The organism is Streptomyces sp. NPDC048277 (genome assembly GCF_040652235.1).
In the GTDB taxonomy this organism is placed as follows: Bacteria; Actinomycetota; Actinomycetes; order Streptomycetales; family Streptomycetaceae; genus Streptomyces.
The window spans coordinates 207058-231180 of the sequence record NZ_JBEZLQ010000007.1 but is presented as its reverse complement, the minus strand read 5'-3'; the positions used below and the strand labels follow the sequence as shown (position 1 = coordinate 231180).

Genomic DNA, 24123 nt, shown 5'->3' with positions numbered 1-24123 from the left:
GGATCCCCTCACCGACGCCTGCGAGGTGAGCTGTCGGGTTCGGGCCGGTTGAGTTGCCCGGCCGCACACCTGTCCATCGGTGCGCGGCTTCACCCCAAGCCGGTTCCGGCGGCCTTTCGGCCGTGAGGCCCCTGAGGGCTCAACTACCGGACCCGGCACTTACCTTGGGTCCCCCGCTCCTGCCTACGGCGCATGACGCGACGACTGTTCCCGGGTGGCCGCTGGCAGGACTCGGCGTTGCGACGGCCGGGGCTCGCGGTGACGAGCGGCCTCGACCGTAAACAGGCGATCCGGTGAATTTCAAAGATGATCAGGGCTTCTGAGACTCATCCCACACTTTCACCAAACCGGACATTTGGCTTTCAAGTGGGGCACCAACTCCCGCTACTTTTCGCCCGATTCGCTGCCGAGTTTCAGGGTCTGACCGGGGGTGATGTTGTTCGGGTCGGTACCGATGTCCGCCTTGTTCGCGGCATAGAGCGCACGCCATCCGCCGTCGAGGCCAAGGGAGTCGGCGATGGAGGCGAGGGTGTCACCGTCCCGGACGGTGTAGGTGCCGGCATCCCGGGAGGCGTGACGGCCGGAGGATGCGGCACTCTGACCGTTTGTCACGCTTTCGTCCGCCGAGCCGCCGCGGTGCTTGCCACCGCTGGTGACGGCACCCGTGTCGACCAGACTCCAAGAACCCTCGGCCTGGCCGGAATTATCCGAGTTGTCGGTTTCGGGTACGACGGGACTCTCACCGGCCTTCGAGGCGCCGGAGTCGGAAGATCCCGACTTATCCGTCTTGGCGGATTTGCTGGGAGTGTCCGCCTTGGAGTCGGTGCTCGCGCTCGCGCTGGGGGCGGGAGTGGCGGAACTGTCCCCGGAGTCCGCGGCGCCCGAGGAGGAGCCGGAATCAGAGGCGGAGGACGAAGAGGACGAATTCGAGAGCCCTGAAGACGAGTCCGACGAGTCGGAGGAACCGGATGAATCATCCGATCCGTCGACGCCCGTGTCGACGTTCACCGAGGCGTCGTCCGACGAGAGCCCGGCGAGCAGGGCGCAGGTCCGCCAGGGCTTGGTGCCCTGGTCGGCGAGGATCTTCTCGGCGACCGAGATCTGCTGCGAACGGCTCGCCTGGTCGGGCGTGGTGGCGAACTCCGAGCCGCCGTACTTGTCCCAGTCCTGCTGGGACATCTGTAGACCGCCGTAGTAGCCGTTGCCGGTGTCGGCGCTCCAGGAGCCGCCACTCTCACAGTTGGCCACCTTGTCCCACGTGGTGCCGTCGGCCGCGTTGGCGCTCGCCGCGCCGAGCAGCGGGATGGCGATGGCCGAGCCGGTCACGCCGGCCGCGACGAGGAGGGCCGGAGCCTGGCGGGGGCGACGATGACGGCCGTTCCCGGAGAGCATGCGGAAACCTTTCGAGCGACAGCGATGACCGGTGCGGCGGGTCCCGCAGGGCCCCGCACTGATGGGTGAACGTATAGGCAGACGATCACTTGTCACAAGTTAATGCCGCGCAGATCACGTGAAGATCACAGACTTGAGTGCTGGTCACCTTTGGCTGGTAAGGGGCTTACCGGGCCTGCGATGCGAACTCCACGGGAAGCGTGCGCAGTCCGCGCATGATGAGCCCGCCGCGCCAGCGCAACTCGCCCGGGTCCACCGCGAGTCGCAGGTCCGGGAGCCGGGTGAGGAGGGTGGCGAGCGCGGTCTGGCCCTCCAGGCGGGCGAGCGGTGCGCCGAGGCAGTAGTGGATGCCGTGGCCGTATCCGAGGTGCTGGTTGTCCCGCCGGGAGAGGTCGAGGGTGTCCGGCTCGGCGAACCGCTCCGGGTCCCGGTCCGCCGCGGCGAGTACGACGAGAACCGGGTCGCCCGGCGCGATCCGCTGCCCGCCGATGCCGAGCGGCTCGGTGGCGAACCGCCAGGTGGCCAGCTCCACCGGACCGTCGTAGCGCAGAAGTTCCTCGACTCCGGTCTCCAGCAGCCCGCGCTCCCCGGCGGCGAGGGAGTCCTGGAGGCGGGCGCGCTGCTCGGGGTGGGTGAGCAGGGCGTACGCCCCGTTGCCGATGAGATTCACAGTAGTCTCGAAGCCGGCGAACAAGAGGATGAAGGCCATGGCGGCGGCCTCGTTCTCGGTCAGGTGCTCGTCGTGGTCCGACGCCCGGATGAGCCCGGAGATCAGGTCCTCGCCCGGACCGGCCTCGGCCGGCAGCGCCTCCCGCTTGCGGTGGATCAGCTCGGCCAGATACCCGCGCATCTTCTTCACGGACCGGGCGACCCCGCCCCGGGGCCCTCCTCCGTGCCGGATCATCATCCCCGCCCAGTCCCGGAAGTCGTCCTGGTCCTCACGGGGGACGCCGAGCAGGTCGCAGATGGCGTAGATGGGGAGCGGGAACGCGAACTCATGGATGAGGTCGGCCTCCCCCTTGTCCGCGAACCCATCGATGAGCCGATCGGTCAGCTCCTGCACCCGCGGCGCGAACTCGGCCACCCGGCGCGGGGTGAACGCCTTGCTGACCAGCCGTCGCAGCCGCGTGTGGTCCGGCGGATCGATGTTCAGCAGGTGCGTCGTCAACTCGGCCTTGCGCTCCCCGGGGATCCCGGTCTTCCCCTTGGCGTGCGCGGGCTCGTCGTGATGCGCCGGGTTCTTGGAGAGACGGGGGTCGGCGAGTGCCTGCTTGGCATCGGCGTACCGGGTGACCAGCCAGGCCTCCACGCCACTGGGCAGCGTGGCGCGATGGACGGGGGCGTTGTCACGGAGCCAGGCGTAGGCGGGGTAGGGGTCGGTCGCGAACTCCCAGGTGAACAGGTCGGGAGCGGTGGTGTCGTCGGGGATGGGCTGGTCGGTCACTCCTTGACGGTATCCGGATCACCGGACGGGGTACGGCCGGGTGGCGGGGGAACGTCGCCGGGAGGCCCGTCGGGCCCGCAGCCTGCGGCTTGCCCCGCCGCGCGGCGTGGTCCGTCCCCGTACCGGACGCGGCGGTCTCTCAGCCCTCCGTCTCTCTGATCGCATCGCGATACGCCCGCGCCGCCGCCCGCAGTGCCGCCTCCGGGTCGGCGCCTTCCGACTCGGCCCGGACCGCCAGCGCGAGCAGCTCGTAGCCGATGTCCTGCGCCTGTGGCAGCGGCACCTCCAGGCCTGCCGTCCGCACCCGTGAGGCGAGCTTCGCCGCCAGGGCGAGACCCGGTTGGGCGAGGGGTACCCCGTCCGTCACCGACGCGCGCTGCTTCTCCACCGCCTTCGTGCGCAGCCAGTGTTCCTTGACCTCCTCCGGTGTCGTCGCGGTCTCCTCGCCGAAGACGTGCGGGTGGCGGTGGATGAGCTTCGCGACGATGCCTCCCGCCACGTCGTCGATCGAGAAGGGGGCGTCCGGGTCCTCCTCCGCGATGCGTGCGTGGAAGACGACCTGGAGGAGTACGTCGCCCAGTTCCTCGCGCAGTTCGTCGCGGTCGCCGTCCTCGATCGCCTCGACGAGTTCGTACGCCTCCTCGATGGCGTACTTCGCCAGGCCCTTGTGGGTCTTCCGGGACGACCAGGGGCACTCCGCGCGGATGCGGTCCATGACCTGGACGAGGTCGAGGAGGCGGGCGCCGGGCAGGTCGTAGGAGGCGGGGAGCAGCTCCAGATCGGGCATCCGGACGCGGCCGGAGCCGGCGAGGCGGGCCAGGCCGTCCGTGAGGGCGGGCTCGCCCTCGCCCGTCGCCACGACCACCACCGTCCGGCCGCCGGCGCAGGTGTCGACCAGCTCCTGGGCGGTGGGGGCGGCCTCGTCCACGGCTATTCCGGCCTCCCGCAGATACGGCAGCTGCGGATGCGCGCCGTCCGCGCACAGCACCTGGTCGGCCGTGCGCAGTGCCTGCCAGGCGGGCCAGGACAACAGGCCGGGGGCGACCCGGTGGCTGGTGGTGAGCAGGACGACACGGCCGACGCCGACAGCGGCGGCGGGCTCGGTGTCGGCGGCCGCGGGCGTAGTAGGGGGTTCCGGGGTGGTGGGTTCGGGGCTGGTGGTGTTCACGCTCCGAACGTAACGCACCACCGCCGCCGACCTCGCGGTCTGTCCACAGAGCCGGGACGATCAAGTGATCGTATGACCACCCATGACCACTCGTGACCGCTCATGCCGGCTCGCCCCCGCCCGCGCCCGGGGCCGCCGCTCTACGCCGACACCTGTGTCCCGCCCGACGTGACGTCCCGTACCCACGGCGTCTTGGCGTCCACCCGGCTGCTCTTCTGGACGTCCCAGGAGCCGTAGCGCGGGTTGAGGTCGACGTGGAGTTCCTCGGAGGCCTTGGCCAGGGCCTTCCAGAAGGCGGGCTGCGAGGTGTCGGTGCCGAGCAGCGCGGCGAGCTTCTTGGCCTCCACCTGGAAGCGGAGGTTGTCGTCCAGGCGCTTGGGGGCAATGCCGTACTTCTGGAGCCAGGCGGTCTGCAGTGCCGTGGCGCCGCCGACCTGCTGTTCGAGGCCGGAGCGCATCTCCTCGACGTCCTTGCGGGTGACGGTGACGCCCGCGTCCTGGGCGGCCCGGTGCAGCACCTGGTCGAGGACCATGTTGTACAGGGTGTCCCGGGTGAGGCTGCTGGTGGTGGACAGGACCTGCTGGTACTGCGTGTCGTCCGGCACCGCGGCCCGCTGGGCCTGGCGCACCTCGTTCACGCGGTTCTGGAGCTGCGCGACGGTGATCCGCTGACCGCCGACGACGGCCGCAGCGCCCGGGTGCGCGTCGCTTCCGCAGGCGGTGAGGAAGGGGGCCGCGGCGGCGATCGCGGCGGAGAGGACGAGCGCGGTGCGACGGCGGCGGTGCAAGGGTGCCTCCCGAGGAGATTGAGAAGACAGGTGTGCCGCGTAGCGGCTCGTTCAGGGGTGGTGGTCGGGCGACGGGCGGGCGCACAAAGTCTTGCGGTGATCGATGGTAGGCAGTGGGCAGGCTCTGGCCAACCCATTCGACCAACGATTCACCCGCACATTGGGCACCGCCTCGCACCCCTGGAACGCGGCGGCACTCAGTCCCGTCCGGCCACCGCCCGCTCCACGGCTCCGGCGACATCGGCCCGCACTCCGTCACCGGCGGAGACGGTGGTCACGTTGGCGGCGGCCGTCCCGCCGCCGCCCACCAGCACGAAGCCCACCTTCTTGTGCGTGGGCGCGGACTGCGCCGCGACCGTGACCTCGGGCCGGCCCACGGCGAGGACGACATCGCAGGAGCGCTGGAGCAGGCTGTTGAGGAAGGGGCGTGCGTTGCCGGTGCTCTGCGCGCCGATCACCTGCCCGTAGCTCACGCGCGCGTGGGTCTTCAGGGAGGCGTCCTGCATGCCCTGCCAGACCTCGGCGGCGGTCCCGCCGGTGATGCCCTTCTCGTCGGTGAGCAGACAGGCGTCGACCTCGGTGTAGTGCCGGGCCCGGGTGTCGGGGACGGGCGGCCTGCCGTCCCCGTCCGAGAGGAGTACGACCGTCACGACCACCCCGGCGACGACCGCGGCCGCGACCGCCGCCAGTACGACGGTGCGCCCGCGCAGGGCGCGCAGCCGCGTGACGACCGCGCGTCCCACGGCGGCGCCCCGCCCGGCCCGCTCCGGCGGAGCCGGACGCGCCTGTGACACCTGCCTGACCTGTTTGACCACTTGCCTGCCCGCTTCCGGTCCTTGCCCTGTACCTCGCTCGCGTCAGCGTCCCCGTCCCCGCCCGCGTCTGCGTCAGCGGCGCCCCGCCCGCCGGGGCCAGACCAGCCACGCGTGCAGGGAGGCGCCCACCATCGACAGCAGGATGAGCACCAGGTCGGTGGCGAACAGGATGCCGTGGTTGTCCTCCGGGGTCAGTTCGATCTCGCTGACCCAGGCCACGAGGACCGCGCTGAACCCGGCGAAGGCCCACCAGTCGGCGCGGGAGCGCCGCCGCAGGGCGAGCACCAGGGAGGGGACGTTGCACAGCAGCCCCAGGCTGACCAGGGGCAGCACCGCGAACCCGGTCCGCACCACGACCCCGCGCAGGGCCGGCATGGCGACAAGCTTCATATCCCGCTCCCTGGTTGCTCGTTCCGGTTCGGCCGACGATGGCGTTGTTCAGCCGATGATGGCGACCGGCGCGTCCCACGCGTCGCGGTCCACGGTGATCGTGTAACCGCCGCGCGTCTCCTTGCTGTTGACCATGTACTGGTGGGCGCGGCTGTGGCCGGTGTACTGGGTGGATCCCCACGGCCAGTCCGAGGTGGTCGTGTACTGCTTGTCCCACAGCGCGTACCAGAGGTTGCCCGGCAGGTCCGTCTTGTCGGTCGCGGTGGCGACGGCCTTGGCGCTGGAGCTGGTGAAGCCGTAGTAGCCACTGCGGTAGATCTTGGCGCGCAGCGTCTTGGAGAAGGAGCGCACGTACGTCAGCACGGCGTTGTTGCACGACGTGTTCGTGGTGTCGTACGCCTCCATGTCGAGGTAGATCGGGCTGCCGGCCTTCATGCCGAGCGCCGACGCCTTGGCCGCCGCGTCGTTGGCGTCGCTCACACCGAGGGAAGCGGCGGTGGAGGCGGTGAGCTTCTCGGGGTTGGAGCCGCTCTGGCAGGGCGGCTGGGCGCCGACGTAGAGCGGGATGAGCTTCCAGCCGAGGGAGTTGACCGACTTGACCCAGGAGGCGGTGAGGTTGGGCTGGCTGCAGCCGCGGTTCTTGCCGCCGACGTAGACGGCGGCGGCGCCGTAGAGGCCGCCCTTCCAGGCCGTCATCGCGTTCAGCGAGGGCGCGGCACAGGTGTCGAAGGCGTGCCCGGTGTACGTCTTCTGCGCGGGCCACGCCGTGGCCGCCATCGAGGTCTGCGCCGCGATCCCGGCCCCCGCGACGACGGCCGCCCCGGCCACCCCCCACGTGATGTACCTGCGTCTCCTGGACTGCCGATGCTCGGCCATCCCCACCCCTTCATGCGTACGTCTCTCCCGTACGCGTCTGAGCGGCGTACCGCGGCGTCTGGCGACGGCGTACGCCCGCTGAAAACCTTCGAACCCCCGAGACGGTACGCCGGATTGACGATGACACGTCACGCGGCACCGCAGAGGCATCGCACAGTAACCGATGCCACCACCAAGATCGGAAAAGCAGATTCCCGGTCCGCCACAAGATTCACCCAAGACACGGCAAACCTTCGAGGAGCGGTGCGCGCTCCGGCCGAACCGGCGTTCGCTGACAGCACCGAGCCGTTGCTCTAGCCTTGCGCCACACCCTCCGCCTCCGCTGCGGGGGCGGGGAGAGGGCGACATGGAAAAGCGTCTCGAGGCCGGCTGGTTCCAGCGAATAGCCTGGGCGGCCCTGGCCTGGGGATCCCTGGGCCTGCTGGTCTGGGTGCCGTTCCTGTACGCGGCGATCCGCCGCGGCCGGGGCTCGGACTGGGGAGCCTTCGCGTCGTTCGCGCTCTACGAGGCGGTGGTCCTGTCGTGGCAGGACGTCACCGACGGCAACGGCGATGCGGTGCTGGGCGCGGTGTTCGTCCTGACCATGCTGATCGCGACGGGCATGCTCCTGTTCGCCCTGTTCGACAAGCGGTTGCCGAATCCGCAGGGGCAGGTGCACGGGCAGGCATACGGCGCGATGGCACCGCCGCCGGTGCCGGGGAATCCGTACCTGCGCTAGCACGTCTCACGCCCGCCGGGTGCGCCGCAGGATCCGCAGAACGGGCCAGCCGAACAGCGCGGTGACGCCCCACAGGAAGCCCGCGATGGCGATCCACTCCCCCGTGCTGGTCTCGGGATCGCTGCCGCCGAAGACGGTCATGGCGAGGGCCAGGAAGGCGAAGAGTCCGCCGAGGAGGCCGAAGACGACCAGTGCGGCCGTCTGCCGTCCGGTGCGCCGGGCGGGGGCAGGGGTGGGCCGGGCCGGTGTCTGCTTCCGCTCCTGCTCGGGCGCGCCGGCCGGCTGCGGCTTCGGTGCGGGCGGCTGCTGTCGCGGCGGCAGCCGGACCACGGCCGCCGGGGGTACGGCGGCGTCGATCGCCGCCATCGTGTGCGCGTCGACGCCGTACAGGGCGGGCTCCACTTCGACGACGATGCCGTCGGTGCCGACGAACCGACGGCCTCCGTCGGGCCAGCTCAGTACGGCGGCACAGGCACGGTGGAGCACGGTCACCGCCTGCTGCGTCCCGTCCTTCGTCCCCGCCGTCAGGCTGACGCCCTCGTCCCCGACCACCAGCGCCGGACCGTCACCGCCCACGGACGCGAACCGCCGCCCGGTGACCGCGTACGGCGAGCTCGTCGGGGCCGCCGTGTACCCGGCCCAGTCCGCGCTGTGGCCCGCGGGCACCTGCAGCAGCGCCGTTCCGGCGGCCTCCACGGCCACCGCGTGCAGATGACCCGGCGTCACCGCCCACAGCTCGGAGCGCAGTTCGTCGAGAGTGCGCTGCGGCCGCCCGGCGAGCAGGTCCTCCGCCGCCCCCGGCAGCCGTCGTACGGCCGCGTCGGCCCCGGTCAGGGTCGCGTCGAGGCGTGTGCGCACCGCCTCCAGGTCGCTCTGCGCGATCCGGCCCGCCTGGAGCCCGGCGAGGACGTCGACGAAGCCGCCGAGCACCGCGTCCTGCTTGGCGGGCAGGGCGTCCGCGAAGGCGGTGAGCAGGGCGAAGCCGTCGCGCCGGGAGGTGTGGTCGGTGGCCGCCGTGTATGAATAGCCGCCCTCCTGTCGCAGTGCGCGGGAGAGTTCGCGTTCCAGGACGCCCGCGTACAGCCGGGCGGCGGTGGTGTCGGTGACGACGGAGTCCAGCAGGACACCGCCCCGGCCGTCCGAGAAGTAGGCGGGGGTGGTGGGAAGCGCGGAGGTGGCGACGGGCATCGGACGGCGTTCCCCTGCGGGCAACTTGAGCGACAGCCCGGCGGGCAGTCGTTCGCCGGCGATCCACAGCACGGCGTTGCCCTGGGTGAAGCAGGTGTGCGCCCAGTGCCGTACGTCGTCCGGGCGCAGGTTCCGTACGCCCCACTCCGGATAGCTGACCAGGCCGTACCCCTGGGCTCCGTAGCGCCACAGCGGGAGTTGGGGGTTCTCCCGCCGGGACTCCTCGGTGCGCAGGATCTCCTTCTCGGTCTCCAGGCGGTCCATGGGCAGGTCGGCGAGGGAGGCGCAGACGCCCTGGAGGTAGGCGACGACCTCGTGTTCGGCGCCCTCCACGTGGAAGTGGGTGAAGGCGGCCTTGGTCGCGCCGTTGAAGTGGTAGTCGGCCAGGCCCTGGCGGTGCAGGGCGAGGTGCTCGACGAGATGCGTGACGCCGGCGCGGGCGAGGGTCTCGTCGGCGACGCCGACACGGAAGACGAGGCCCGCGCGCATCGGCCCGGTGGCGTACGCGAAGAGGGTGGGAATGCCGTCGACCTGGGTGAGGTGGAGGGCGGCCCGGGACGGGTCGGCGGAGGCCTGGTGAGCGTGGTGGGCCTGAGGGGCCTGACCGTCCTGAGGGGCCTGGTGGGCCTGGTGGGCCTGGTGGTTCATCTTCGGCCTCTGTTCGTTCTCTGCATCGGTGGTCATCCTCGGGCGAGGGCTTTGTCCCGGTGGCTCGTGTAGGTCGCGGCGGCGTCTTTGCCCAGGTCGCTCCAGGGGTAGCTGGAGGCGAGGTTGCCGAGTGCGCGGAAGCAGGCGGCGGCTCGTGCCGTGTCCCCCATGAGGGAGAACATCGCGGCGAAGTAGCCCTGTCCGGTGACCCAGCCGTAGCCGCGGTGGAAGTACGGGTGAAGGGCGGAGCGTTCGGCGGCCTCGACGAGTTCGGTGCGCACGTGGTCCTGGCGCAGATACTGCTCGCGCTCCTGCCCTCGCAGGGCGAGCCAGTGCTCCATGTGCACCTCGGCCACCAGGCAGCCGTTCATGGCCCCCTCGGGTGCTGCCAGCAGGCACTCCCGGGCGAAGCCGTGGGCCGCCTCCCAGCTCCCGCTCCACTTGGGGCACAGCTGCTGCAACAACCGTCCCTGCGCGCTGAAGTGGTGCGGGTGGTGCTTGGCCAGCCGGTCGTAACGGCGCCGTGCCTCGTTCTGCCCGAGCTGCAACCCCATGGCGGTGGTGATCCGTTCGGCCCAGGCCGCGTCGTACGACGGGTCGAGCGCGGTGGCCCGGATCAGCAGCTGCTCGGCCTGCCGCAGATGCGCGTGCAGCCCGGCGAACTGCGCGCGGCTGACGTCCTTGGCACGCGCCGAGGTCCGTATCTCCCAGCCGATACCCACCTCACGCGCGCCGAGGACGGTGAGGGCGAGCACGTCCTCGGGAGCGGCGGTGACGAGGGGGCGCAGCCACTCCTCGATCCCGGCCACGTCCGAGAGCACGCTGACGGCGAAGCTGCGGTCCGTCCCGTACGGCAGCCCGTCGACGTACTGCCGGATCGCCGCCCAGTCCGACACGGCGGCGGCCTGCTGCAGCCAGGCGGCCTCGGGGAAGGCGGAGGCGAGTTCGAAGACGGGAGGCGGCAGGGCGGAAGGGTGCGACATGCGGCGGATCCTAAGCGAGGGCTGTGACAGTGGGTCCGCCGGGCGAAACGGGCTCCGACCTGGTCAAACCAGGGGTACGGCTTGACCGTTGCCGCACCGTCCGGCCAACTCCTGTTCACCTGATGTCCCTAGCTTGCGCACCTTCTGCCCGCCCATGACCGCGGGCCCTTCTCTTCCGTCTGCCTTCTTCACGACTTTGGAGCCCCCATGGCCCTCAACGCCCGCCGCGCCCGCCAACTGCTCGAAACCGCGGCCCCCTTGCTGCTCCAGGGCGAGCAGGTGGAGTTCACCTCCCTCGCGGGCGTCGGCTCGGTCTCCGTCCGCAAGCAGGCCCTCACCGCGGCCGCGGTCGGCATCCTCACCGCGGGCACGGTCATGGCCACGGTCACGCCCCGCCCGCTGTACATAGTCATGACCGACCAGCGCCTCCTCTTCTTCGACGGCAACCGGGGCGGCAGACCGGGCAAGCTGCTGCTGAACCTGCCCCGGCCGTACGTCTCGGCGGGCGGCTCGAAGAAGGCGTTCCTGGGGATGCAGTACGTCACGCACCTGTCGGTGGCAGGACAGGAGGGCGGCCTCAAGGTGACGTTCCCGGTGCAGCACCGGGGGGACGGGCCGCGGTTCGTGGCGGGGTTGGCGGTGACGCGGTGACGCGGTGAGGTCGAGTCCGATGTCGTTCGCCGTCGAGTTCCGCGTGATGGACGCACGACGTACGAGTCATCGCCTCAGCCGACCTCAGGGCGCATATACATCGCCCCCGACCGGAGCATCAGGCTGCCCTCCAATGCCCGCTGTGCAGCCTTCCGACCCACCCTGAAACGTCGCTCAGGAGCAACAGGAGAAGCATCCGGTCCCGCCCCTTTTGTACGCTCCAATCGATTTACAGTGAAGCGATTCAGTACCCTCCAAAGGGAGTTGATAAAGGAGGCCATTTCCGGATCCCTTTCCTTGTCCAGGATTCCGGGCGCCTTCTCCAAACTTCTCACCCATTGGATTACAGGCCCGACTCCAGGTCCAGTAATCGCACCATCCGAACCGACACGCACAGGCAATCTGGGATGAAGGGTGGGGTTCCAAATGGTCGCGATGGTTCCACAGCAACCGACCGACTCCCGCACGGGCGGGGTTTCCTCATCCACCCATGGGACATAGTCGATGAGTTGCACCTCCGGATGTATGGCCTGAATCGCTCGCATTACTTGATCTTCGTCTTCGGGCAACAACAGCACCTGGATCTGTCGTCCAGCAGAAGGCATGGTCTCCTCTTCGCTTCGATCCACAACCACGGTCTCGACGTTCGAACGGTCCGCGAGCGGTGACCGTGCAGGGCTGGGAGCTGTCCGGCCGATCATGCGGTTGCGTTGAGCGGGGCCCTGGAACCTGGCCGTGCGCCACGTCGTAGGCTGCGGCGCATGGGCTTGTGGGATGTTTTGCCGGACTGTGAACGACAGCAGTGGACCTTCGGTCCGTTCGTGAGCGTGGGTCCACTGCGGTTTGGAATGACTGCCGACGAGGCGCCCGCTGCACTCGGCGGTGTCTCCGCGACCGTGCGTGAACATTGCGCGCGTTGGGACGTCACATGCCACACGTACTCCACATTGGGTCTGAAGCTCTACTTCGCGGCTGAGGGTTTGTGTGGCGTCTCGCTCGATGCGCGCCGGGGACCACAGGTCCATTCGGATGAGAGGGCGTTGGTCGGACAGGTTCCCTCCGAGTTGGAACAGTGGCTGTTCGATCGCGCGGAAAGCCGGGAAGCATTTGCGGAGCTCTTCTATCTGCCGGGCGCGGAGCCTGGATCGCTGACTCTTGGGGTGGTTCTCTGCGTACAGCGAGCCGGCGATCATTTGCTCACGCGCCCCGTCTTCCTTGCCGCCGAGGCCATGGACGACGTCTACCACTACCTGCCGAGGGAAGCCTGGGCCATCTTCTGATCCTGGACGAAAAGGCGTGGCTGGCTTTGCTTTCTGTGGCTGAGCTTGAAGCCGCGAGGAATCAGGCAACCAGCGGGGGTGGCGCGATCGTCCGTGCCCGCTCATACAGGTCGCGGGCCGCCGTGTTCTTCAGATGAGGGCGCAGGAGACCGACCATCGCCTTCACGCGGTCGTCGGCGCGGCCTGACTGCACCTTGGGGTAGTCGTCGAGGGCCTGGTGCCAGGTGGCGCAGGCCGCTTCCAAGTGGCCGAGCTCCAGTTGCCGCTCGGCCAACAGGCCACGACGGTGTACTCGAGTGCACTGGTACACGCTGGGGCGGAGCCGGTCCGCTTGTTGCATGGCTTCGACGGCTCCGATCCTGTCACCGAGTTCGTAACGTACTTGGCTGACGTGGTAGTTGAGCGAAGAGGGATCGTACGAGCCGAACGCCTTTCCGCGTGACTCGGCACGGTCCATGGCCGCTTCGGCCTCGCGGATGTAGCGCAGCGCGCCCGTCCGGTCGCCCGTCTGTGCGGCGGCGTGAGCCTGCTGACCGACGAGGAAGGCCCGCATCCGGGGCCCGGCCTTCGGGGAGGCGGCGGCAGCGGCATCGGCCAGTTCCATGGCTTTCGCTCCGTGGCGGAGGTCGACCGCCTGGACGCTCATCCCTCGCAGGGTCGTGCAGTACGTCAGGTGATCCCCGGCCGCACCCGCCAGTTCCAAAGCCTTGACGTAGTAGCGCTGCGCAAGACCGTGCAGACCTTCGTCCACGGCCATGTAGCCGGTCAGGTAGACCAGGTCCCAGAGCCTGCCGAACACGTGCTTGAGCCGCGTACGTTGCGGCCCGGCGTTGATCCACTCGCCGCTCTGGACGGGCTGCTGACTGACGTGATCCGTCAGGCGCCGACGGCAACCGGGTGCGTGGGCGTCGGGCTGTCGGGCGGCGCGGACTCCGGAAATGTAGCCCTGGCCGTGAAGGCCGCTCACTTCCCTGAGGTGTACAGCTTCGGGTTGCTAGTGGGTGGAGGCACTGGCAGGCAGCAGTGCGCGCGGCGCCGGGCTCTCGTGGAGTACTGCGGCTTCCAAGACACGGCCACCCCCGCCATACGGCATCCACCCTTCTGCCCCGGAGGCGTGCGCGCCCTGGGCAAGCCGCATGACCCGGCGGGAGCTTTCTACCAGGAGGCGTTCGACCTCGTACGCGAGCAGGCGGCCGCCCGGCGGTGCGAGGTCATGTTCACCGGCAGCGGCGGGGACGAGATCAACGCTCATCACTCTCGGACGCAGGCCGAGCTGCCGAAACCGGAACCCGTGCCGTGGCTCGGCGACTTGGCGACCCGATCGCTCGCCGAGGTGAACGAGCACCTGGCCCCCCATCCCGGTGCTGCCCGTGCCGACCCTGATGGCGTTCGGGATGCACATCCCCGGATTCCTCCGGGCCGGAGTCTGGCCGATGAGTCCGCTCGTGCACCCGCGGATCGTGCGGTTCATGGAGCAGCTACCGCACGAGCACAAGCGCGGCAAGGCGCTGTTCCGTGAACGGATCAGGCGGGCCGGGCTGCCCGGGTGGGTGGCAGCGCCGGCCGAGCCGGAGAACTTCCTGGCTGTCCTGGAGAAGGGTCTGCGTTCCTACGGCCTGGCCGCGCTGGAAGACATGGTGAAGGAGTCCATCCTGGTGGATCTCGGATACGTTGACGGGAAGGCGCTCGCTGACGCACGGAGGGATGCCGACTCCGCTTCAGTCGTCCCCGATCTGCTGTGCGATGTGCTCGCCCTGGAGGTCGGACTGCGGAGCCTCATGTGACCGACCCGACACGGAAGCCGAGCACGTGGAAGCCACGAATCTCCTCTATCGGGACCCGGAGCTCTATGACGTGGTCCAGTCCGACAGCACGAGTGCCGGGATGTGCCAGGCGCTGATCGAGTCGTACCGGCCGGACGCCCGAACACTGGTCGACTTCGGATGCGGGACCGGGCGGGATCTGGAGATTCTGGCCAAGCACTTCGAGTGCATCGGCGTGGACCTCCAGCCCGGCATGGTCGACTACGCCCACCGAACCCGGCCGGGGTTGGACATCCGTGCCGGGGACATGCGCACCGTACGACTCCGCAGGCGCATGGACGTGGTGACCTGTATGGGCAACAGCCTGGCCTACGTGCACGACAACGAGGAGATCAGTCAGGTCTTCGCGACCTTCGCGGCCCACGCCCGGCCGGGCGCCCTGCTCGCGCTGTGCTCCCCTGTCGCCCCACTGACCGGACCCGAGCCGGTCGCGGCCACGGTGGACACCTCGACTGGACCCGCGACAGTCACCATCCGCCACGAGTGGGACCTTCGGACCCAGATCAACACCATGTACCGGCACTGGGTGCTCCCCTCCGGCGACGAGGCCCAGGACGAGATCCGCAGGCGCGTTCTGTTCCCCCGCGAGCTGGAGCGTTACGCGGAGAGTGCCGGCTTTGAGGTGCTGGACATGACCGATGGCACTGGGGAAGGGCTCACCGGCTCGACCGCCTACACGGTGGCCCGGTACAGCCGAGGCTGAGTGCCGGGCACCCTCTCTGCCAGCGGGGACTGCGAAGTCCAGTCGCACTTCGGGAAGAAGCCACGGGGCTGTCCGACTCCACACAGCTTCACCGGCTCGCCCAAGTGCATCGCCCCGATCCGTAGCACGCCAGCCGACCGGCCCACGCAGGGCGGCGGACCGCTTGATATCGCGTTCGGCACTTCTGTCTGCAGCGATCGACCCGCACCTCAGTCGGATGGGAACGCTTTGAGCACCGAAACCATCTCGCGGCTGTATTCGTCACAGAGGGCCAACAGATCACGTCCGGTCGCGGAGTTCAGCAATTCCGTGCCGTCCGTGGTAGCCACGATTGCCTCGTGGCACTGCCCCTCGACTTCGAGATTCCTGGTGGCGAAATAGCCCAAGCCGTAAGCTCGGAGAGGGACGGCGACGTTCGCAAGGTAGCGCTCGCGGTCTTCGTCTCCCGCCACTACTGTCAGCGTGTCGTTCAGGCACCTGTCAAGGTAGTCGGCCAGTTCCCGGGTGAGGACGATGATGGTGTCCGTTTGGCCCTCGCTCATCTCGCCCACGGCCTCACTCGCCATCATCCAACCGCCGAGGGCTTCCAGTTGGAAACTCTCGGCAATCTCTGGATCGAGCTCCAACCCGAACAGGGGTGCCTGGCTAAGCCAGTCAAGGGCCTGCTGGAAGGAATTGTCAGTCTCACCATCCAACCGGGATGCACCTTGGCGGAGGAGAACCTCAACCTCTGCTGGGTCAACGCCCCACTCCTCCGGCATGCTGATGTCCGTCAGCGGTGCCTGCAGTCGGCGCAATGCAAAAAGTACGACCTTGTGCCGCTGAGCCCGGTCCATTCTCCGGATCTCCGCCGTCAACACGTCGTCAAAACGCCAGTCCACCGGGCTCACCACCACACTCGCCGGTATCCCAAGAATGCAAGGAAGTGAACATTTCGGAGTTCATCTCAGTCCTCGGCTGGCTCTACGTGAATAGGATCAGCACCCCCTAGATAGAGCATGCATCCCGCGTCCTCGTCGTCAGAGTTTTCCGGCGGGATCACATAGATGCCGGCAGTGGGTGCAGGAGCCCAGCCCAGATTGCGCGGAGGATTATACTCCTCGTAATGCCCTACATACAGACGCGTTGGCGGGATAGAAACCGTACAGACGTCTCCCGCGCGAAGCTCGGACGCGGCCGGCTCAAGTTGATACGGGACCCATTCCGAATGAGATTCACCGTACGGCAACGAAAACATTCCGTTCCACCGGAAATTCGTGGAGTTGTCGATCACCCTCCACGGCCATTCCAGCGTAATATACCGTGAATTTACCGCAGCGACCCGAGCACTTGCCGACTCACACGAGACGATGACTTCACTGCCGACTTGAGGAAACATATCTCGCCACCATCCACTAGCGCTGCCGTCAAGATGCCCAGCACCTTGGCCTGGAGATCGACCAAGTTCAGCGCTTCTGCCGGTATGACTTGGGCATCGCGCCGAGGTTTACTGGTCAGGAAGGGACCCCCAAGGGTCATCCTCGACACCTTCATCGGCAATTTCAAAGGGCTTCCATTCAACGCAAGTCGGAATACTTCCCCCGGAGTGCAATAACTCCTTAACCGCCTCTCGAACGAAAAGGACTGGAATCTCCGAATCATCTGGAAACTCAGCCCAATGCCCGGCGACATGGTATGCGACACCCCTGCGAGAGCCAGGGGCACCCACTGAAGCAATATGTCCGACCTCGGGCGCCGTTAGAGCTAGCGCACCCACATTAATATCCCTGCCGACATTCGTGATCGAGCCCTTGACAGGATATGTGCCGCGTCATGGAGTGCCGGCCCCGTCAACAGAGCATCGATGAGGCGATCCACGTCATCCGACGTGGAAAGCAGAACAGGGTTCTGCATGTCAGTGCGACGATAACGAGCCTCCAGCCGATTGTCGATCACCATCGCACGTATCCCTTCTTAGCCAAAGTCAGCCAACCCTTGGTATACATGGCTGTTCCACACACCCGAGGTCGTCAATAAAGTGAACCGATAGCGTTTGCCCCTTGTTGAGGATATATGGCAGCACCATATCGCACCCCAGGGCTCCGTGCACGGGCCGCCCGGGTGATTGATCACCAGGTCTGCACTTGCAATGCGCGAACTTCCGTCTGGATTGAGCATACTGGCGGCAACCTTTTGCTCGACATCACTGGCGCGCGCAGCAGGCGCATTGAAGCCCCACTGGCTCAATCGGCTATTCGCTCGATCGATCAGATTCCTGTGGGCCCCCTTGTCGCTCGTAATGACGCTGCTCGTGTTGCCATTGCCATCCCTGGCAATGCCCGAAGTTTGTCCGCCTGCAGACCTCTGTGGAAGCTTGCTATGGAGATCCCGGAGTTCTCCATCATCGCAATTGTGGACGAGGACCGGGGTCGTGCCAGCCTCCACATAGTAGGTGTGGAGGGTGCCGATCGTGAGGTCGTACGTCGTGGTGTGCGCGTGGTACAGGCGCACCCTCGTGACCTCGGCCGTGCCGGTCGGGGTCTGGAGGACGTCGCCGGCCTTGAGGTCCTTGGCCTCGACGAAGGCCGACTGGGTCTCGTCGTAGAAGGGGTGGTGGAACGTCGTCGTCAGACGCGCGTCCCGGTTCCCGGCCTTCTCCGCGACCTTGGCGTGATGGGCCGTGGTCGCATCGCTGACCGCCGCCACCGTCGCCGACTGGTGGACCGCGCCATGACCCGGGCCCGCTTTCCACATCGTCTAGCGTTTGATGCACGGTCAAGGACTCTCAGCAGGATGGACGATGGCGCTGACATTGGAAGAGGCGATCAATCAGCTCAGCAACAGAGCATCGGCGAAACGTCGTTCGGCCGCGAAGCGGCTTGGCAAACTGGCGAATGAAACAGCGGGCCCGGCGCTGCTGCACGCACTCCAACGCGAAATCGGCGACCGCCGTACCTGGGAAACCCAGTACGAAATAATCATGTCCCTCGGGGCATGCGGTTACCGGCCCGCCATCGGACTCCTGGCCGAAATAGCCCAGGAACCCACGGACGACACCGCCCTGTACCTGGCCCTGGGGGACTCGATCGTACGGCTGCGAAGCTCTCAAGACGGTTTCGCAGCCCCACTGGAATGGTGTCTGGATCGTGGAGATCCATCGCTTGTCGACGGTGTCCTTCGCGCCATTGCCGCATTACACGCGGTTCCGGACGCCGGGAGCGTCAACCGCCTCCTGGACTTCCTCGATCCGCTGGATCCGTATGACGGGCTACGTTACTGGGCCGCGGTCGGGGCCACAGAATGGCCCGGTGACCGAGTCCATACGTTCCTGGAGTCCTGTGCAGCAGGCCCCAGGACGGACGTGGCCGATGCCGCGGCCGCGTCCCTGGAGAAACGGCATCAGGGCCAAAAAGGAACAACGATGAACAGACAGACGAGGTAGCGACCATCACTCACCGAGGTGACAGCCACCATTTCATCGGCAGTGGCCCCCTGCCGGGACTCTGCCTTAGCGCGAGGTGCGAGGTTGGCCAGGGACTTCTTCGCGTGAGCCCAGACGCCTTCGACGGGGTTGAGGTCGGGCGCGTGGGGCGGGAGCTTGACGATGGTCAGCCAGTCGCTGTTGCGCTCGCAGAACTCCCGCAGGGGCTTGGCTTGATGGGTGCTGGCGTTGTCCCACACCACGATCAGCGAGACGTCGCCGAGCTGCCGGCGGGCAGAGGCCAACAGGTCCGCGAACTCGCGGGCCCTGAAGCCCTTCTTCTCGCCCGTACGGCCCCGGTACGTCTGGGTCCGGTAGATCAGACGGGTCTCGTGGCCTGGCCGGACGCAGATCATCCCGGCCATCAGGACCCGGCCCGAACCCTTGCCCACCACTTTGACCAGCGGCGTCGTGCCCCGCCTTAACCAGGTGCGGCCCTTGCCGGGCTTCAGATCCTGCCCGGCTTCGTCCTCGAAGACGATCCACGCGCCCAGGAGCTGGGCCGTCCTCTTACCCGTGACCACTGCTCCGTCCGCCACCTGGCCACTGCCCGCTCATCGCGCTCGACGGCCCTGTGCGCGGGGACCTGCGGTGACCAGCCCAGCCGGTGCAGCAGATACGACACCCCACGCAGGGTGTACCGGTAGCCGGACAGGCCATGGATCAGCTCCGCGACTCTCGCCAGTGTCCACCGCTGGTCCTCCGCCCAGCCATGCGCCGCCCGCCCCGCCTCCAGCTCGGCCTGCAGTCGTTCCGCCTGTACATCGCCGAGCTGACACGGGAAGCCGCCGGGCCCCCTGAAGGCCAGGGCCGCGCTGCCGCCCTCGCGCCAGGCGTACGCCGACTTCCGCGACACCCGTAACCTGCGGGCCACTTCCAGCGGACGCACGCCTCGCTCGAACATCTCCGCGGCCTCGAAGCGCACTGCCTCGCGCTTCGCCCGCCCCGCAGCGGTCAGGCCGCCGCGATCCGCTTACCTCATGACGAGGATGTAGCACCGCCAACGCCCGCTGTCACCCCGCCTTTTCAACCTCAGCGGCAACAGCCCTCCCTGTTGTGCGGGTTACCGACCGGCCTATCGGCACACGACCGGCCGAAGCGGGTGAGTCCCTCCTCGGTCGTGCAGCTTCGCCGGACCAGGGTTCTCCAGGGGCCCGGCCGAGAAGGCACCCATCCGCGGTAGCCACTCATTCCCGCGCTACGACGCACCCGCGCACGACCGTCTGCCTCGACGCGGCCACCGGCACGCTCAACATCCGCCGCAGCCTCCAACTGCCCGACTGCTTCGCAGAATTCGTCGAGGCTGATCAGGACGCTGTCAGCGATCCCATCGGAGCCCAGGCATCCGTGAATGACGTCGTCAACCGGCTGTCGCGCCGAGGACTCAAGCACGTCAAGCAACGGCAGCAAGCGCATCAGGCACAAGGCGTCGATGGTCGGCGTAGACTCTCGCATCCTGTCGATCGCGGCTGCGCCCTTGATCGACGAGTCCGCGAACCCGAACATCTTCCACTGGAGAAGCGGCTCAACGAAAGAGCCAGCGAGCGCCTTCGTTGAGCCAGCGCGGACGCAGGCAGGTCGTTGGGTGCAAGTCGGAGAGCGAACCGCCAACACGCCCACGGGCATTGCAGACCATCGATACAGTGCCGCGAATCCTCGCTACAGATCGGTGCAGCTACTGCATCACTGTCGCCTGGAGAAATTGATCACCATGTCACGTTGGGCTTCAAGCGCACGTCGACAATTCTCGTTTTCGCGTTCAGTTTCGGGGGTAACTCTTGGAATGCGTTCCTCGTTGAGGATTGCCTCATAACAGGATGAAAGAATACCCAGAACATCCTCGTTACCCAGTGGCCGATTCCGCAAGCAATCTGCATAATCGGAAAAAGCCATCACGAGTGCAGCGAGACCTGGCGCTGGATCTTCATCGATCAAGGCATGAAGGTCGTCAAAGAACACCTCTTCATCCCTCACAGCGATACTGGAAGCAGAATCCCCCAAATTATCCCTGAAGTCTCGCAAGGCAGCCCTAATGAAGTTGACAGTATGGGCACGGAACGATGCTTCAAGCGAGGGGTGAAAGCTTTCCGTCGTACCCTCGATGCAGGTGAGAGACAAATCCCTTCGCAACTCTTCGGTCATGCCTGAGATCAACGAATCCCAGCCATCGCTCTCGTAGTCCCAGAGCAGCATCATTGCCTCCCATCACGTACCAAATCATCAATTCTGGGCGGGTGCTTCGCGTTCTCGCCTCTTCCGGCTATCGGGCTGCGGGCATGTTGCCGTCGCGCCAGTCGTTCACGCGCTTGCGGATGCTGGGCAGTATCGGCAGCGCGTCAATCTCCTCGGGCCGGAACCAGCGGACATCCGTCGATTCTTCGGACACCGCCAGTCGCCCGGCTACGGGCCGCGCCAGGAAGCAGATGGAGAACTCCTGCCGTACCTCGCCGTCGTCATAGGCGAAGACGTGGCCAGGGTTGGTGTACGTGCCGACGATGCCGACGATCTCGACATCGAATCCGGTCTCTTCGCGGGTCTCGCGGACGGCGCAGTCGGGCAGCGACTCTCCGATGTTCATGGCACCGCCGGGCAGGGCCCACATGCCGTTGTCACGGCGACGCTGGAGGAGGATGCGCCCGGTGTCGTCGACAACGACTGTGGAGGCGGCGGGAACCAGGCTGTTCGCGGCCGGCGCGTCGGGATCGTCCTCGTAATCGCGCCTAGCCATTCGCTTCCCCTTCCCATACCGGAGTACCCCGGTTCCACAGTTCGTCGACGTGTGACGCGAAGCGATCAAACATGCCGTCGTCCTGGTGACGACGCAGATGCAGCGTGGGGGCGTCGTGTCCGACCCGGTGCGTCAGCAAGGGCGTGACGATCATGTCGTCATCGAAGCGGAACACGGACAGGTGGGCGTGGCCGTCGCTGTACCTCGCCTCAATGCCCGGCCGGCTTCTGATCTTCTCAAGCTCGGCGAGCGTCACGCGAATACGGGTGGACAGAGTGAGCGCAACGTCTTCATCCCGCTCACGCGACCGCGTCACATCACTGTCGGGGTCACCGATCAGAAACCGGACTCGGCACCCCTGTGCGGCCTTCCGCCGCAGCGCGGTGCCGAACCGGGCCTGTTCCAGCCACAGGAAGTAGTTGGTGTACCCGGCGAAGGTCAGCTCTCGTTCGGCCTTGGTGATCAGTGACCGCCAGAGAGAGGCCGGACAACCGGACCGGTACGGATAGACGGATACGACCTCACGGTCCGGACCAACCTTGATCGCCTTCTTCGCTGCTGCCGGCCACAACACCGCTTCATCCTCCCCGAGTGCTTCGCAGACGGCCCACCGGTGGCGGGCACGGGGAACCCGCCCTGTCTCGGTAATCCATCGGCCAACGGTCTTGATATCGACGTCGCACTTCTCCGCCAACTGACGGTCTGTCATGCGGGCTTGGAGCATCGCACGGCGTAGAGCCTCGTTCACTGGTACCCCCAGGGACGTTAGGCACGCTTCACACGGTAGGCGTACTCCGTGCCTAACGGTCGCGGAACGAAGTAGGAACGCACCACCGGGGACGGAAGTGTGGTGAGAGACAAAACCCCCGCGACCGCGCGAACGGTCCGGGGGCATGGACAACCTGAAAGAGCAGGTCGACATGAGCAAAGGTATCGCCCGCTTCGCCGAGTCGCCGTTGCGGCTCCGGCCCCCTTCTCCGAGGTGCCACCAATCCGCGCGCATGATCCACGGTGTGGAGGCGTCGGCGTGAGCGGACACATCAACGTAGTGCGACTCCTGCCGTGGGCGGGTCCGGAAGGCAAGCCGTGCTATCTCGCCGGGGACGGCTCCGGGAACTATCTCTCGCGTCTCGCGGACAACATGGAGGCGGTGCAACTCGGCCTGGCCGCCGGCCTCCTGAAGGAAGCCAGGAGAATCCTCGACGGGCGCTCATGGACACCGGGTGAACTCCACTTGCTGGCCGTTCAGTTGGCCGAAGCTCTCACCGACGTGCACCGCGTCGCGGAAAGCCGGGGCGCACGCCTGCCCGATCCCGCATGGAATGACCCCGACGTGATCGAGGACGAGGACGAAGACGACCCCTCGCGTCCCGTTGAGACATCCGCATGAGCCGCGTCGTTCTGCGCTACGTACCCCACACGATCCGGCATGCACCGGACGGCGGAGTCACCTTCGAGGCCTTCTGTGTGAGGTCCGGGTGCGACGAGACATCCGGCCTCCAGGAGGAACAGGAAACGGCCCAGAACTGGTGCCTGCGTCATACCGGCCGTACGGGCCATGACCTCTTCCGCCGCGTCGCGACCGACTACGCCCGCGTCACCCGGGACGAATGACCCCGGCCCGCTGAGTGACGGCGAGCAACAACGCTCAGCGTGTCGGCCGCCCCGCCCGTGCATCTTCCCTCATGGCGCAACGGGCGGGGCGCTCCGTTTTCCGGGGTGCTGGTCCTTTCTGAGGAATGGCACGATGCTGGTCTCCTTCGGACTTCGACATATCATCGGGCGCTCTATTTCCTGGGGTCAGCCGATCGCGAATGCCGAAGCCTCAGAAAATGGATCAAGAATTCCAATGAACGCTCAAATTCTTCCACGTTCATGATGCACGTCTCGAACTGCCCGTAAAAATCCCCAATCTCGACCTGGCCCGAGTCGACTCTTTTCACGGTCGCACTAGCCGTCCCGAGAATGTACTCGGATTTAAAGCTTTGCCACATCCTCCGCCACTCTCGAAGGTAGATCTCTGCACTTTCCGCTCTAGTCCCGAACGGAATGATGAGAGTCTCCAGGGCAAGCCTTATGTTCTCCTCGTTCCCGGCCGGCCCCACCGGGATGACGAGATCATCGTGTTCAACCGTGTAAGACCACACTTCAGCACCCACCTCCACCTCGCCATCCCCCACTTCCGAGCCGCCGACCACACCGACACCGCCGCCGGACTCCGCGAGATGCCCCTCTGCCCGTTCGAGTTGCATCTGGCATTCCGCCGACTCGGTTGAGGGTGAGAACTATCGCATCAGGAACTACTGAGGGAGCGCCGACATCGTTTGGGCGCGCTACTTCACCGAGGCCCGAGAGAATCGGCGAGAGCCGAACGCAGCGCTTCGACGTATCGGTCTGCTTCTCGTTGCGACGCTTCCATCGCCCTGCGGAAAGCAGCTACGTCCGTTCCATCCAGTTGCTGCCGCTCCACCTTCAGCGATTCCTCAAGAGTAGCGAAGCGTTGCTGATCTTCCAGATTCATCCCGCTTTTGGCCATCTGCCAGTCGACGTGACGGGCAAAGCGACCGAGCCACTCGTTCAAACCAACCGTGCGTTGTCAGAAAGATCTCCGGTAACCATTCGGCCATGTAGCTCGATCAGTTCAGCAGCCTTGTAGGGATAGTAGGTAGATGCCATCGGATCCTCGTCCCACAGATCAAGAAGATTTCCAATGCACTCCAGAAGACTGGCGACATCATCGATTCTCACCGGGGAGGATTCGTCATGCAACCTCGACATCAGGTCACGCAATGCCAACCAGTCAGGCTCGTTCGAGACTGTCTCGGTCCACTCCCGCGAAAGCCCTGCTTCCACGATGGGCCCGAACCGTTCCAACACCACACGGAACCGCTCGATCCGGCGCGCGAGGTCCATGGTGACCTTCACCGTTCACCCGCCTCACCTGAATGCGAACCACCATTTTCCCCACCGGAACGAAAATTGGAGGCACCGTTCAGGAACCTCGATGAGCGTAACCAATGTCGCGGCGCAAAGCGCATAGATCTTCGAGAAAACACTCTCGGAGACAG

General features: G+C 66.8%; 29 protein-coding genes and 1 riboswitch. Of the genes, 8 read left to right on the top strand and 21 right to left on the bottom strand.

Annotated elements, in window-relative coordinates; translation table 11 throughout:
- Positions 1 to 201, bottom strand: a riboswitch (cyclic di-AMP (ydaO/yuaA leader).
- Between the two features lie 183 nt (positions 202 to 384).
- The 7 genes from AB0D85_RS18185 to AB0D85_RS18155 form a co-directional block, all read right to left on the bottom strand.
- Positions 385 to 1392, bottom strand: a complete 1008-nt coding sequence (locus AB0D85_RS18185; RefSeq protein ID WP_362320970.1) for a transglycosylase family protein — start codon at positions 1390 to 1392, stop codon at positions 385 to 387.
- Positions 1393 to 1558: 166 nt separating this feature from the next.
- Positions 1559 to 2836, bottom strand: a complete 1278-nt coding sequence (locus AB0D85_RS18180) for a cytochrome P450 (protein WP_362320967.1) — start codon at positions 2834 to 2836, stop codon at positions 1559 to 1561.
- A gap of 139 nt (positions 2837 to 2975) precedes the next feature.
- Positions 2976 to 4004, bottom strand: a complete 1029-nt coding sequence (locus AB0D85_RS18175; protein WP_362320964.1) for a nucleoside triphosphate pyrophosphohydrolase — start codon at positions 4002 to 4004, stop codon at positions 2976 to 2978.
- A gap of 140 nt (positions 4005 to 4144) precedes the next feature.
- Positions 4145 to 4792, bottom strand: a complete 648-nt coding sequence (locus AB0D85_RS18170) for a SurA N-terminal domain-containing protein (RefSeq protein ID WP_362320961.1) — start codon at positions 4790 to 4792, stop codon at positions 4145 to 4147.
- 197 nt (positions 4793 to 4989) lie between these two features.
- On the bottom strand, positions 4990 to 5586 hold the full coding sequence (locus tag AB0D85_RS18165; protein WP_362320958.1) for a hypothetical protein: 597 nt from the start codon (positions 5584 to 5586) through the stop codon (positions 4990 to 4992).
- A gap of 93 nt (positions 5587 to 5679) precedes the next feature.
- Positions 5680 to 5997: a hypothetical protein gene (locus AB0D85_RS18160; protein ID WP_362320955.1), complete on the bottom strand. Its 318-nt coding sequence runs from the start codon at positions 5995 to 5997 to the stop codon at positions 5680 to 5682.
- Positions 5998 to 6045: 48 nt separating this feature from the next.
- Complete coding sequence (locus tag AB0D85_RS18155) at positions 6046 to 6873, bottom strand: glycoside hydrolase domain-containing protein (RefSeq protein ID WP_362320953.1); 828 nt, start codon at positions 6871 to 6873, stop codon at positions 6046 to 6048.
- A gap of 346 nt (positions 6874 to 7219) precedes the next feature.
- On the opposite strand from AB0D85_RS18155, the gene AB0D85_RS18150 reads away from it, so the two are divergent.
- A complete protein-coding gene (locus AB0D85_RS18150; protein ID WP_362320950.1) occupies positions 7220 to 7591 on the top strand; it encodes a hypothetical protein in 372 nt (123 codons plus the stop codon).
- Positions 7592 to 7597: 6 nt separating this feature from the next.
- Here the strand turns inward: AB0D85_RS18150 and AB0D85_RS18145 are convergent, their stop codons facing one another.
- Both AB0D85_RS18145 and AB0D85_RS18140 read right to left on the bottom strand, forming a co-directional pair.
- Positions 7598 to 9463 (bottom strand): insulinase family protein, encoded by a 1866-nt coding sequence (locus tag AB0D85_RS18145; protein WP_362320947.1) that lies wholly within the window; start codon positions 9461 to 9463, stop codon positions 7598 to 7600.
- Positions 9460 to 10410 carry a hypothetical protein gene (locus AB0D85_RS18140; protein ID WP_362320945.1) on the bottom strand — a complete coding sequence of 317 codons (951 nt, stop codon included), beginning with the start codon at positions 10408 to 10410 and terminating at the stop codon, positions 9460 to 9462. The genes AB0D85_RS18145 and AB0D85_RS18140 overlap by 4 nt, the downstream gene beginning before the upstream one ends.
- 207 nt (positions 10411 to 10617) lie before the next feature.
- Here AB0D85_RS18140 and AB0D85_RS18135 point away from each other — a divergent pair, with 207 nt between their 5' ends.
- Both AB0D85_RS18135 and AB0D85_RS18130 read left to right on the top strand, forming a co-directional pair.
- On the top strand, positions 10618 to 11061 hold the full coding sequence (locus AB0D85_RS18135) for a hypothetical protein (protein ID WP_362320942.1): 444 nt from the start codon (positions 10618 to 10620) through the stop codon (positions 11059 to 11061).
- Positions 11062 to 11909: 848 nt separating this feature from the next.
- Positions 11910 to 12341: a hypothetical protein gene (locus tag AB0D85_RS18130; RefSeq protein WP_362320939.1), complete on the top strand. Its 432-nt coding sequence runs from the start codon at positions 11910 to 11912 to the stop codon at positions 12339 to 12341.
- Positions 12342 to 12402: 61 nt separating this feature from the next.
- Here AB0D85_RS18130 and AB0D85_RS18125 read toward each other — a convergent pair whose 3' ends face one another.
- Entirely contained in the window at positions 12403 to 13308 is a 906-nt protein-coding gene (locus AB0D85_RS18125; RefSeq protein WP_362320936.1) for a transcriptional regulator, read from the bottom strand.
- Between the two features lie 502 nt (positions 13309 to 13810).
- Between AB0D85_RS18125 and AB0D85_RS18120 the strand changes: the two genes are divergently transcribed.
- Together AB0D85_RS18120 and AB0D85_RS18115 are read left to right on the top strand one after the other, a co-directional pair.
- On the top strand, positions 13811 to 14125 hold the full coding sequence (locus AB0D85_RS18120; protein ID WP_362320933.1) for a hypothetical protein: 315 nt from the start codon (positions 13811 to 13813) through the stop codon (positions 14123 to 14125).
- A gap of 25 nt (positions 14126 to 14150) precedes the next feature.
- Positions 14151 to 14867 (top strand): class I SAM-dependent methyltransferase, encoded by a 717-nt coding sequence (locus tag AB0D85_RS18115; protein WP_362320930.1) that lies wholly within the window; start codon positions 14151 to 14153, stop codon positions 14865 to 14867.
- A 209-nt stretch (positions 14868 to 15076) separates the two neighbouring features.
- Here the strand turns inward: AB0D85_RS18115 and AB0D85_RS18110 are convergent, their stop codons facing one another.
- The 3 genes from AB0D85_RS18110 to AB0D85_RS18100 all read right to left on the bottom strand — a co-directional run bounded on the left by AB0D85_RS18110 (position 15077) and on the right by AB0D85_RS18100 (position 17600).
- A complete protein-coding gene (locus AB0D85_RS18110) occupies positions 15077 to 15757 on the bottom strand; it encodes a hypothetical protein (protein ID WP_362320926.1) in 681 nt (226 codons plus the stop codon).
- A 596-nt stretch (positions 15758 to 16353) separates the two neighbouring features.
- On the bottom strand, positions 16354 to 16629 hold the full coding sequence (locus tag AB0D85_RS18105; protein ID WP_362321352.1) for an Imm1 family immunity protein: 276 nt from the start codon (positions 16627 to 16629) through the stop codon (positions 16354 to 16356).
- Positions 16630 to 16820: 191 nt separating this feature from the next.
- On the bottom strand, positions 16821 to 17600 hold the full coding sequence (locus AB0D85_RS18100) for a polymorphic toxin-type HINT domain-containing protein (protein WP_362320923.1): 780 nt from the start codon (positions 17598 to 17600) through the stop codon (positions 16821 to 16823).
- Between the two features lie 46 nt (positions 17601 to 17646).
- Here AB0D85_RS18100 and AB0D85_RS18095 point away from each other — a divergent pair, with 46 nt between their 5' ends.
- The gene (locus AB0D85_RS18095) at positions 17647 to 18288 is read left to right on the top strand and encodes a HEAT repeat domain-containing protein (protein WP_362320920.1); all 642 of its coding nucleotides are present in this window, start codon (positions 17647 to 17649) and stop codon (positions 18286 to 18288) included.
- Here AB0D85_RS18095 and AB0D85_RS18090 read toward each other — a convergent pair.
- The 5 genes from AB0D85_RS18090 to AB0D85_RS18070 form a co-directional block, all read right to left on the bottom strand.
- Positions 18246 to 18851: a transposase gene (locus tag AB0D85_RS18090; protein ID WP_362320917.1), complete on the bottom strand. Its 606-nt coding sequence runs from the start codon at positions 18849 to 18851 to the stop codon at positions 18246 to 18248. The genes AB0D85_RS18095 and AB0D85_RS18090 overlap by 43 nt on opposite strands.
- Positions 18776 to 19252 carry a winged helix-turn-helix domain-containing protein gene (locus AB0D85_RS18085; protein ID WP_362320914.1) on the bottom strand — a complete coding sequence of 159 codons (477 nt, stop codon included), beginning with the start codon at positions 19250 to 19252 and terminating at the stop codon, positions 18776 to 18778. The genes AB0D85_RS18090 and AB0D85_RS18085 overlap by 76 nt, the downstream gene beginning before the upstream one ends.
- A gap of 758 nt (positions 19253 to 20010) precedes the next feature.
- Positions 20011 to 20520 (bottom strand): hypothetical protein, encoded by a 510-nt coding sequence (locus AB0D85_RS18080; RefSeq protein ID WP_362320911.1) that lies wholly within the window; start codon positions 20518 to 20520, stop codon positions 20011 to 20013.
- A gap of 67 nt (positions 20521 to 20587) precedes the next feature.
- Positions 20588 to 21055 (bottom strand): NUDIX domain-containing protein, encoded by a 468-nt coding sequence (locus tag AB0D85_RS18075; protein WP_362320908.1) that lies wholly within the window; start codon positions 21053 to 21055, stop codon positions 20588 to 20590.
- The gene (locus AB0D85_RS18070; RefSeq protein WP_362320905.1) at positions 21048 to 21764 is read right to left on the bottom strand and encodes a DUF5919 domain-containing protein; all 717 of its coding nucleotides are present in this window, start codon (positions 21762 to 21764) and stop codon (positions 21048 to 21050) included. The genes AB0D85_RS18075 and AB0D85_RS18070 overlap by 8 nt, the downstream gene beginning before the upstream one ends.
- Positions 21765 to 22082: 318 nt before the next feature.
- Between AB0D85_RS18070 and AB0D85_RS18065 the strand changes: the two genes are divergently transcribed.
- A complete protein-coding gene (locus AB0D85_RS18065) occupies positions 22083 to 22445 on the top strand; it encodes a hypothetical protein (RefSeq protein WP_362320902.1) in 363 nt (120 codons plus the stop codon).
- A complete protein-coding gene (locus tag AB0D85_RS18060) occupies positions 22442 to 22669 on the top strand; it encodes a hypothetical protein (protein WP_362320899.1) in 228 nt (75 codons plus the stop codon). Before AB0D85_RS18065 ends, AB0D85_RS18060 begins: the two co-directional genes overlap by 4 nt.
- A gap of 173 nt (positions 22670 to 22842) precedes the next feature.
- On the opposite strand, the gene AB0D85_RS18055 is transcribed toward AB0D85_RS18060, so the two are convergent.
- The 3 genes from AB0D85_RS18055 to AB0D85_RS18045 form a co-directional block, all read right to left on the bottom strand.
- Complete coding sequence (locus AB0D85_RS18055) at positions 22843 to 23307, bottom strand: hypothetical protein (protein ID WP_362320896.1); 465 nt, start codon at positions 23305 to 23307, stop codon at positions 22843 to 22845.
- Between the two features lie 86 nt (positions 23308 to 23393).
- Positions 23394 to 23636 carry a hypothetical protein gene (locus tag AB0D85_RS18050; RefSeq protein ID WP_362320893.1) on the bottom strand — a complete coding sequence of 81 codons (243 nt, stop codon included), beginning with the start codon at positions 23634 to 23636 and terminating at the stop codon, positions 23394 to 23396.
- Complete coding sequence (locus AB0D85_RS18045) at positions 23633 to 23980, bottom strand: hypothetical protein (protein WP_362320890.1); 348 nt, start codon at positions 23978 to 23980, stop codon at positions 23633 to 23635. Before AB0D85_RS18045 ends, AB0D85_RS18050 begins: the two co-directional genes overlap by 4 nt.
- Positions 23981 to 24123 lie beyond the last annotated feature (143 nt).

What these genes read in the sequence shown, in the direction of transcription:
- AB0D85_RS18185 (WP_362320970.1), bottom strand. Translation starts at nt 1,392, where the DNA reads ATGCTCTCCGGGAACGGCCGTCATCGTCGCCCCCGCCAGGCTCCGGCC.
- AB0D85_RS18160 (WP_362320955.1), bottom strand. Translation starts at nt 5,997, where the DNA reads ATGAAGCTTGTCGCCATGCCGGCCCTGCGCGGGGTCGTGGTGCGGACC.
- AB0D85_RS18155 (WP_362320953.1), bottom strand. Translation starts at nt 6,873, where the DNA reads ATGGCCGAGCATCGGCAGTCCAGGAGACGCAGGTACATCACGTGGGGG.
- AB0D85_RS18150 (WP_362320950.1), top strand. Translation starts at nt 7,220, where the DNA reads ATGGAAAAGCGTCTCGAGGCCGGCTGGTTCCAGCGAATAGCCTGGGCG.
- AB0D85_RS18145 (WP_362320947.1), bottom strand. Translation starts at nt 9,463, where the DNA reads ATGACCACCGATGCAGAGAACGAACAGAGGCCGAAGATGAACCACCAG.
- AB0D85_RS18140 (WP_362320945.1), bottom strand. Translation starts at nt 10,410, where the DNA reads ATGTCGCACCCTTCCGCCCTGCCGCCTCCCGTCTTCGAACTCGCCTCC.
- AB0D85_RS18135 (WP_362320942.1), top strand. Translation starts at nt 10,618, where the DNA reads ATGGCCCTCAACGCCCGCCGCGCCCGCCAACTGCTCGAAACCGCGGCC.
- AB0D85_RS18130 (WP_362320939.1), top strand. Translation starts at nt 11,910, where the DNA reads ATGACTGCCGACGAGGCGCCCGCTGCACTCGGCGGTGTCTCCGCGACC.
- AB0D85_RS18120 (WP_362320933.1), top strand. Translation starts at nt 13,811, where the DNA reads ATGGAGCAGCTACCGCACGAGCACAAGCGCGGCAAGGCGCTGTTCCGT.
- AB0D85_RS18100 (WP_362320923.1), bottom strand. Translation starts at nt 17,600, where the DNA reads ATGTGGAAAGCGGGCCCGGGTCATGGCGCGGTCCACCAGTCGGCGACG.
- AB0D85_RS18095 (WP_362320920.1), top strand. Translation starts at nt 17,647, where the DNA reads ATGGCGCTGACATTGGAAGAGGCGATCAATCAGCTCAGCAACAGAGCA.
- AB0D85_RS18080 (WP_362320911.1), bottom strand. Translation starts at nt 20,520, where the DNA reads ATGCTGCTCTGGGACTACGAGAGCGATGGCTGGGATTCGTTGATCTCA.
- AB0D85_RS18075 (WP_362320908.1), bottom strand. Translation starts at nt 21,055, where the DNA reads ATGGCTAGGCGCGATTACGAGGACGATCCCGACGCGCCGGCCGCGAAC.
- AB0D85_RS18070 (WP_362320905.1), bottom strand. Translation starts at nt 21,764, where the DNA reads ATGACAGACCGTCAGTTGGCGGAGAAGTGCGACGTCGATATCAAGACC.
- AB0D85_RS18060 (WP_362320899.1), top strand. Translation starts at nt 22,442, where the DNA reads ATGAGCCGCGTCGTTCTGCGCTACGTACCCCACACGATCCGGCATGCA.
- AB0D85_RS18055 (WP_362320896.1), bottom strand. Translation starts at nt 23,307, where the DNA reads ATGCAACTCGAACGGGCAGAGGGGCATCTCGCGGAGTCCGGCGGCGGT.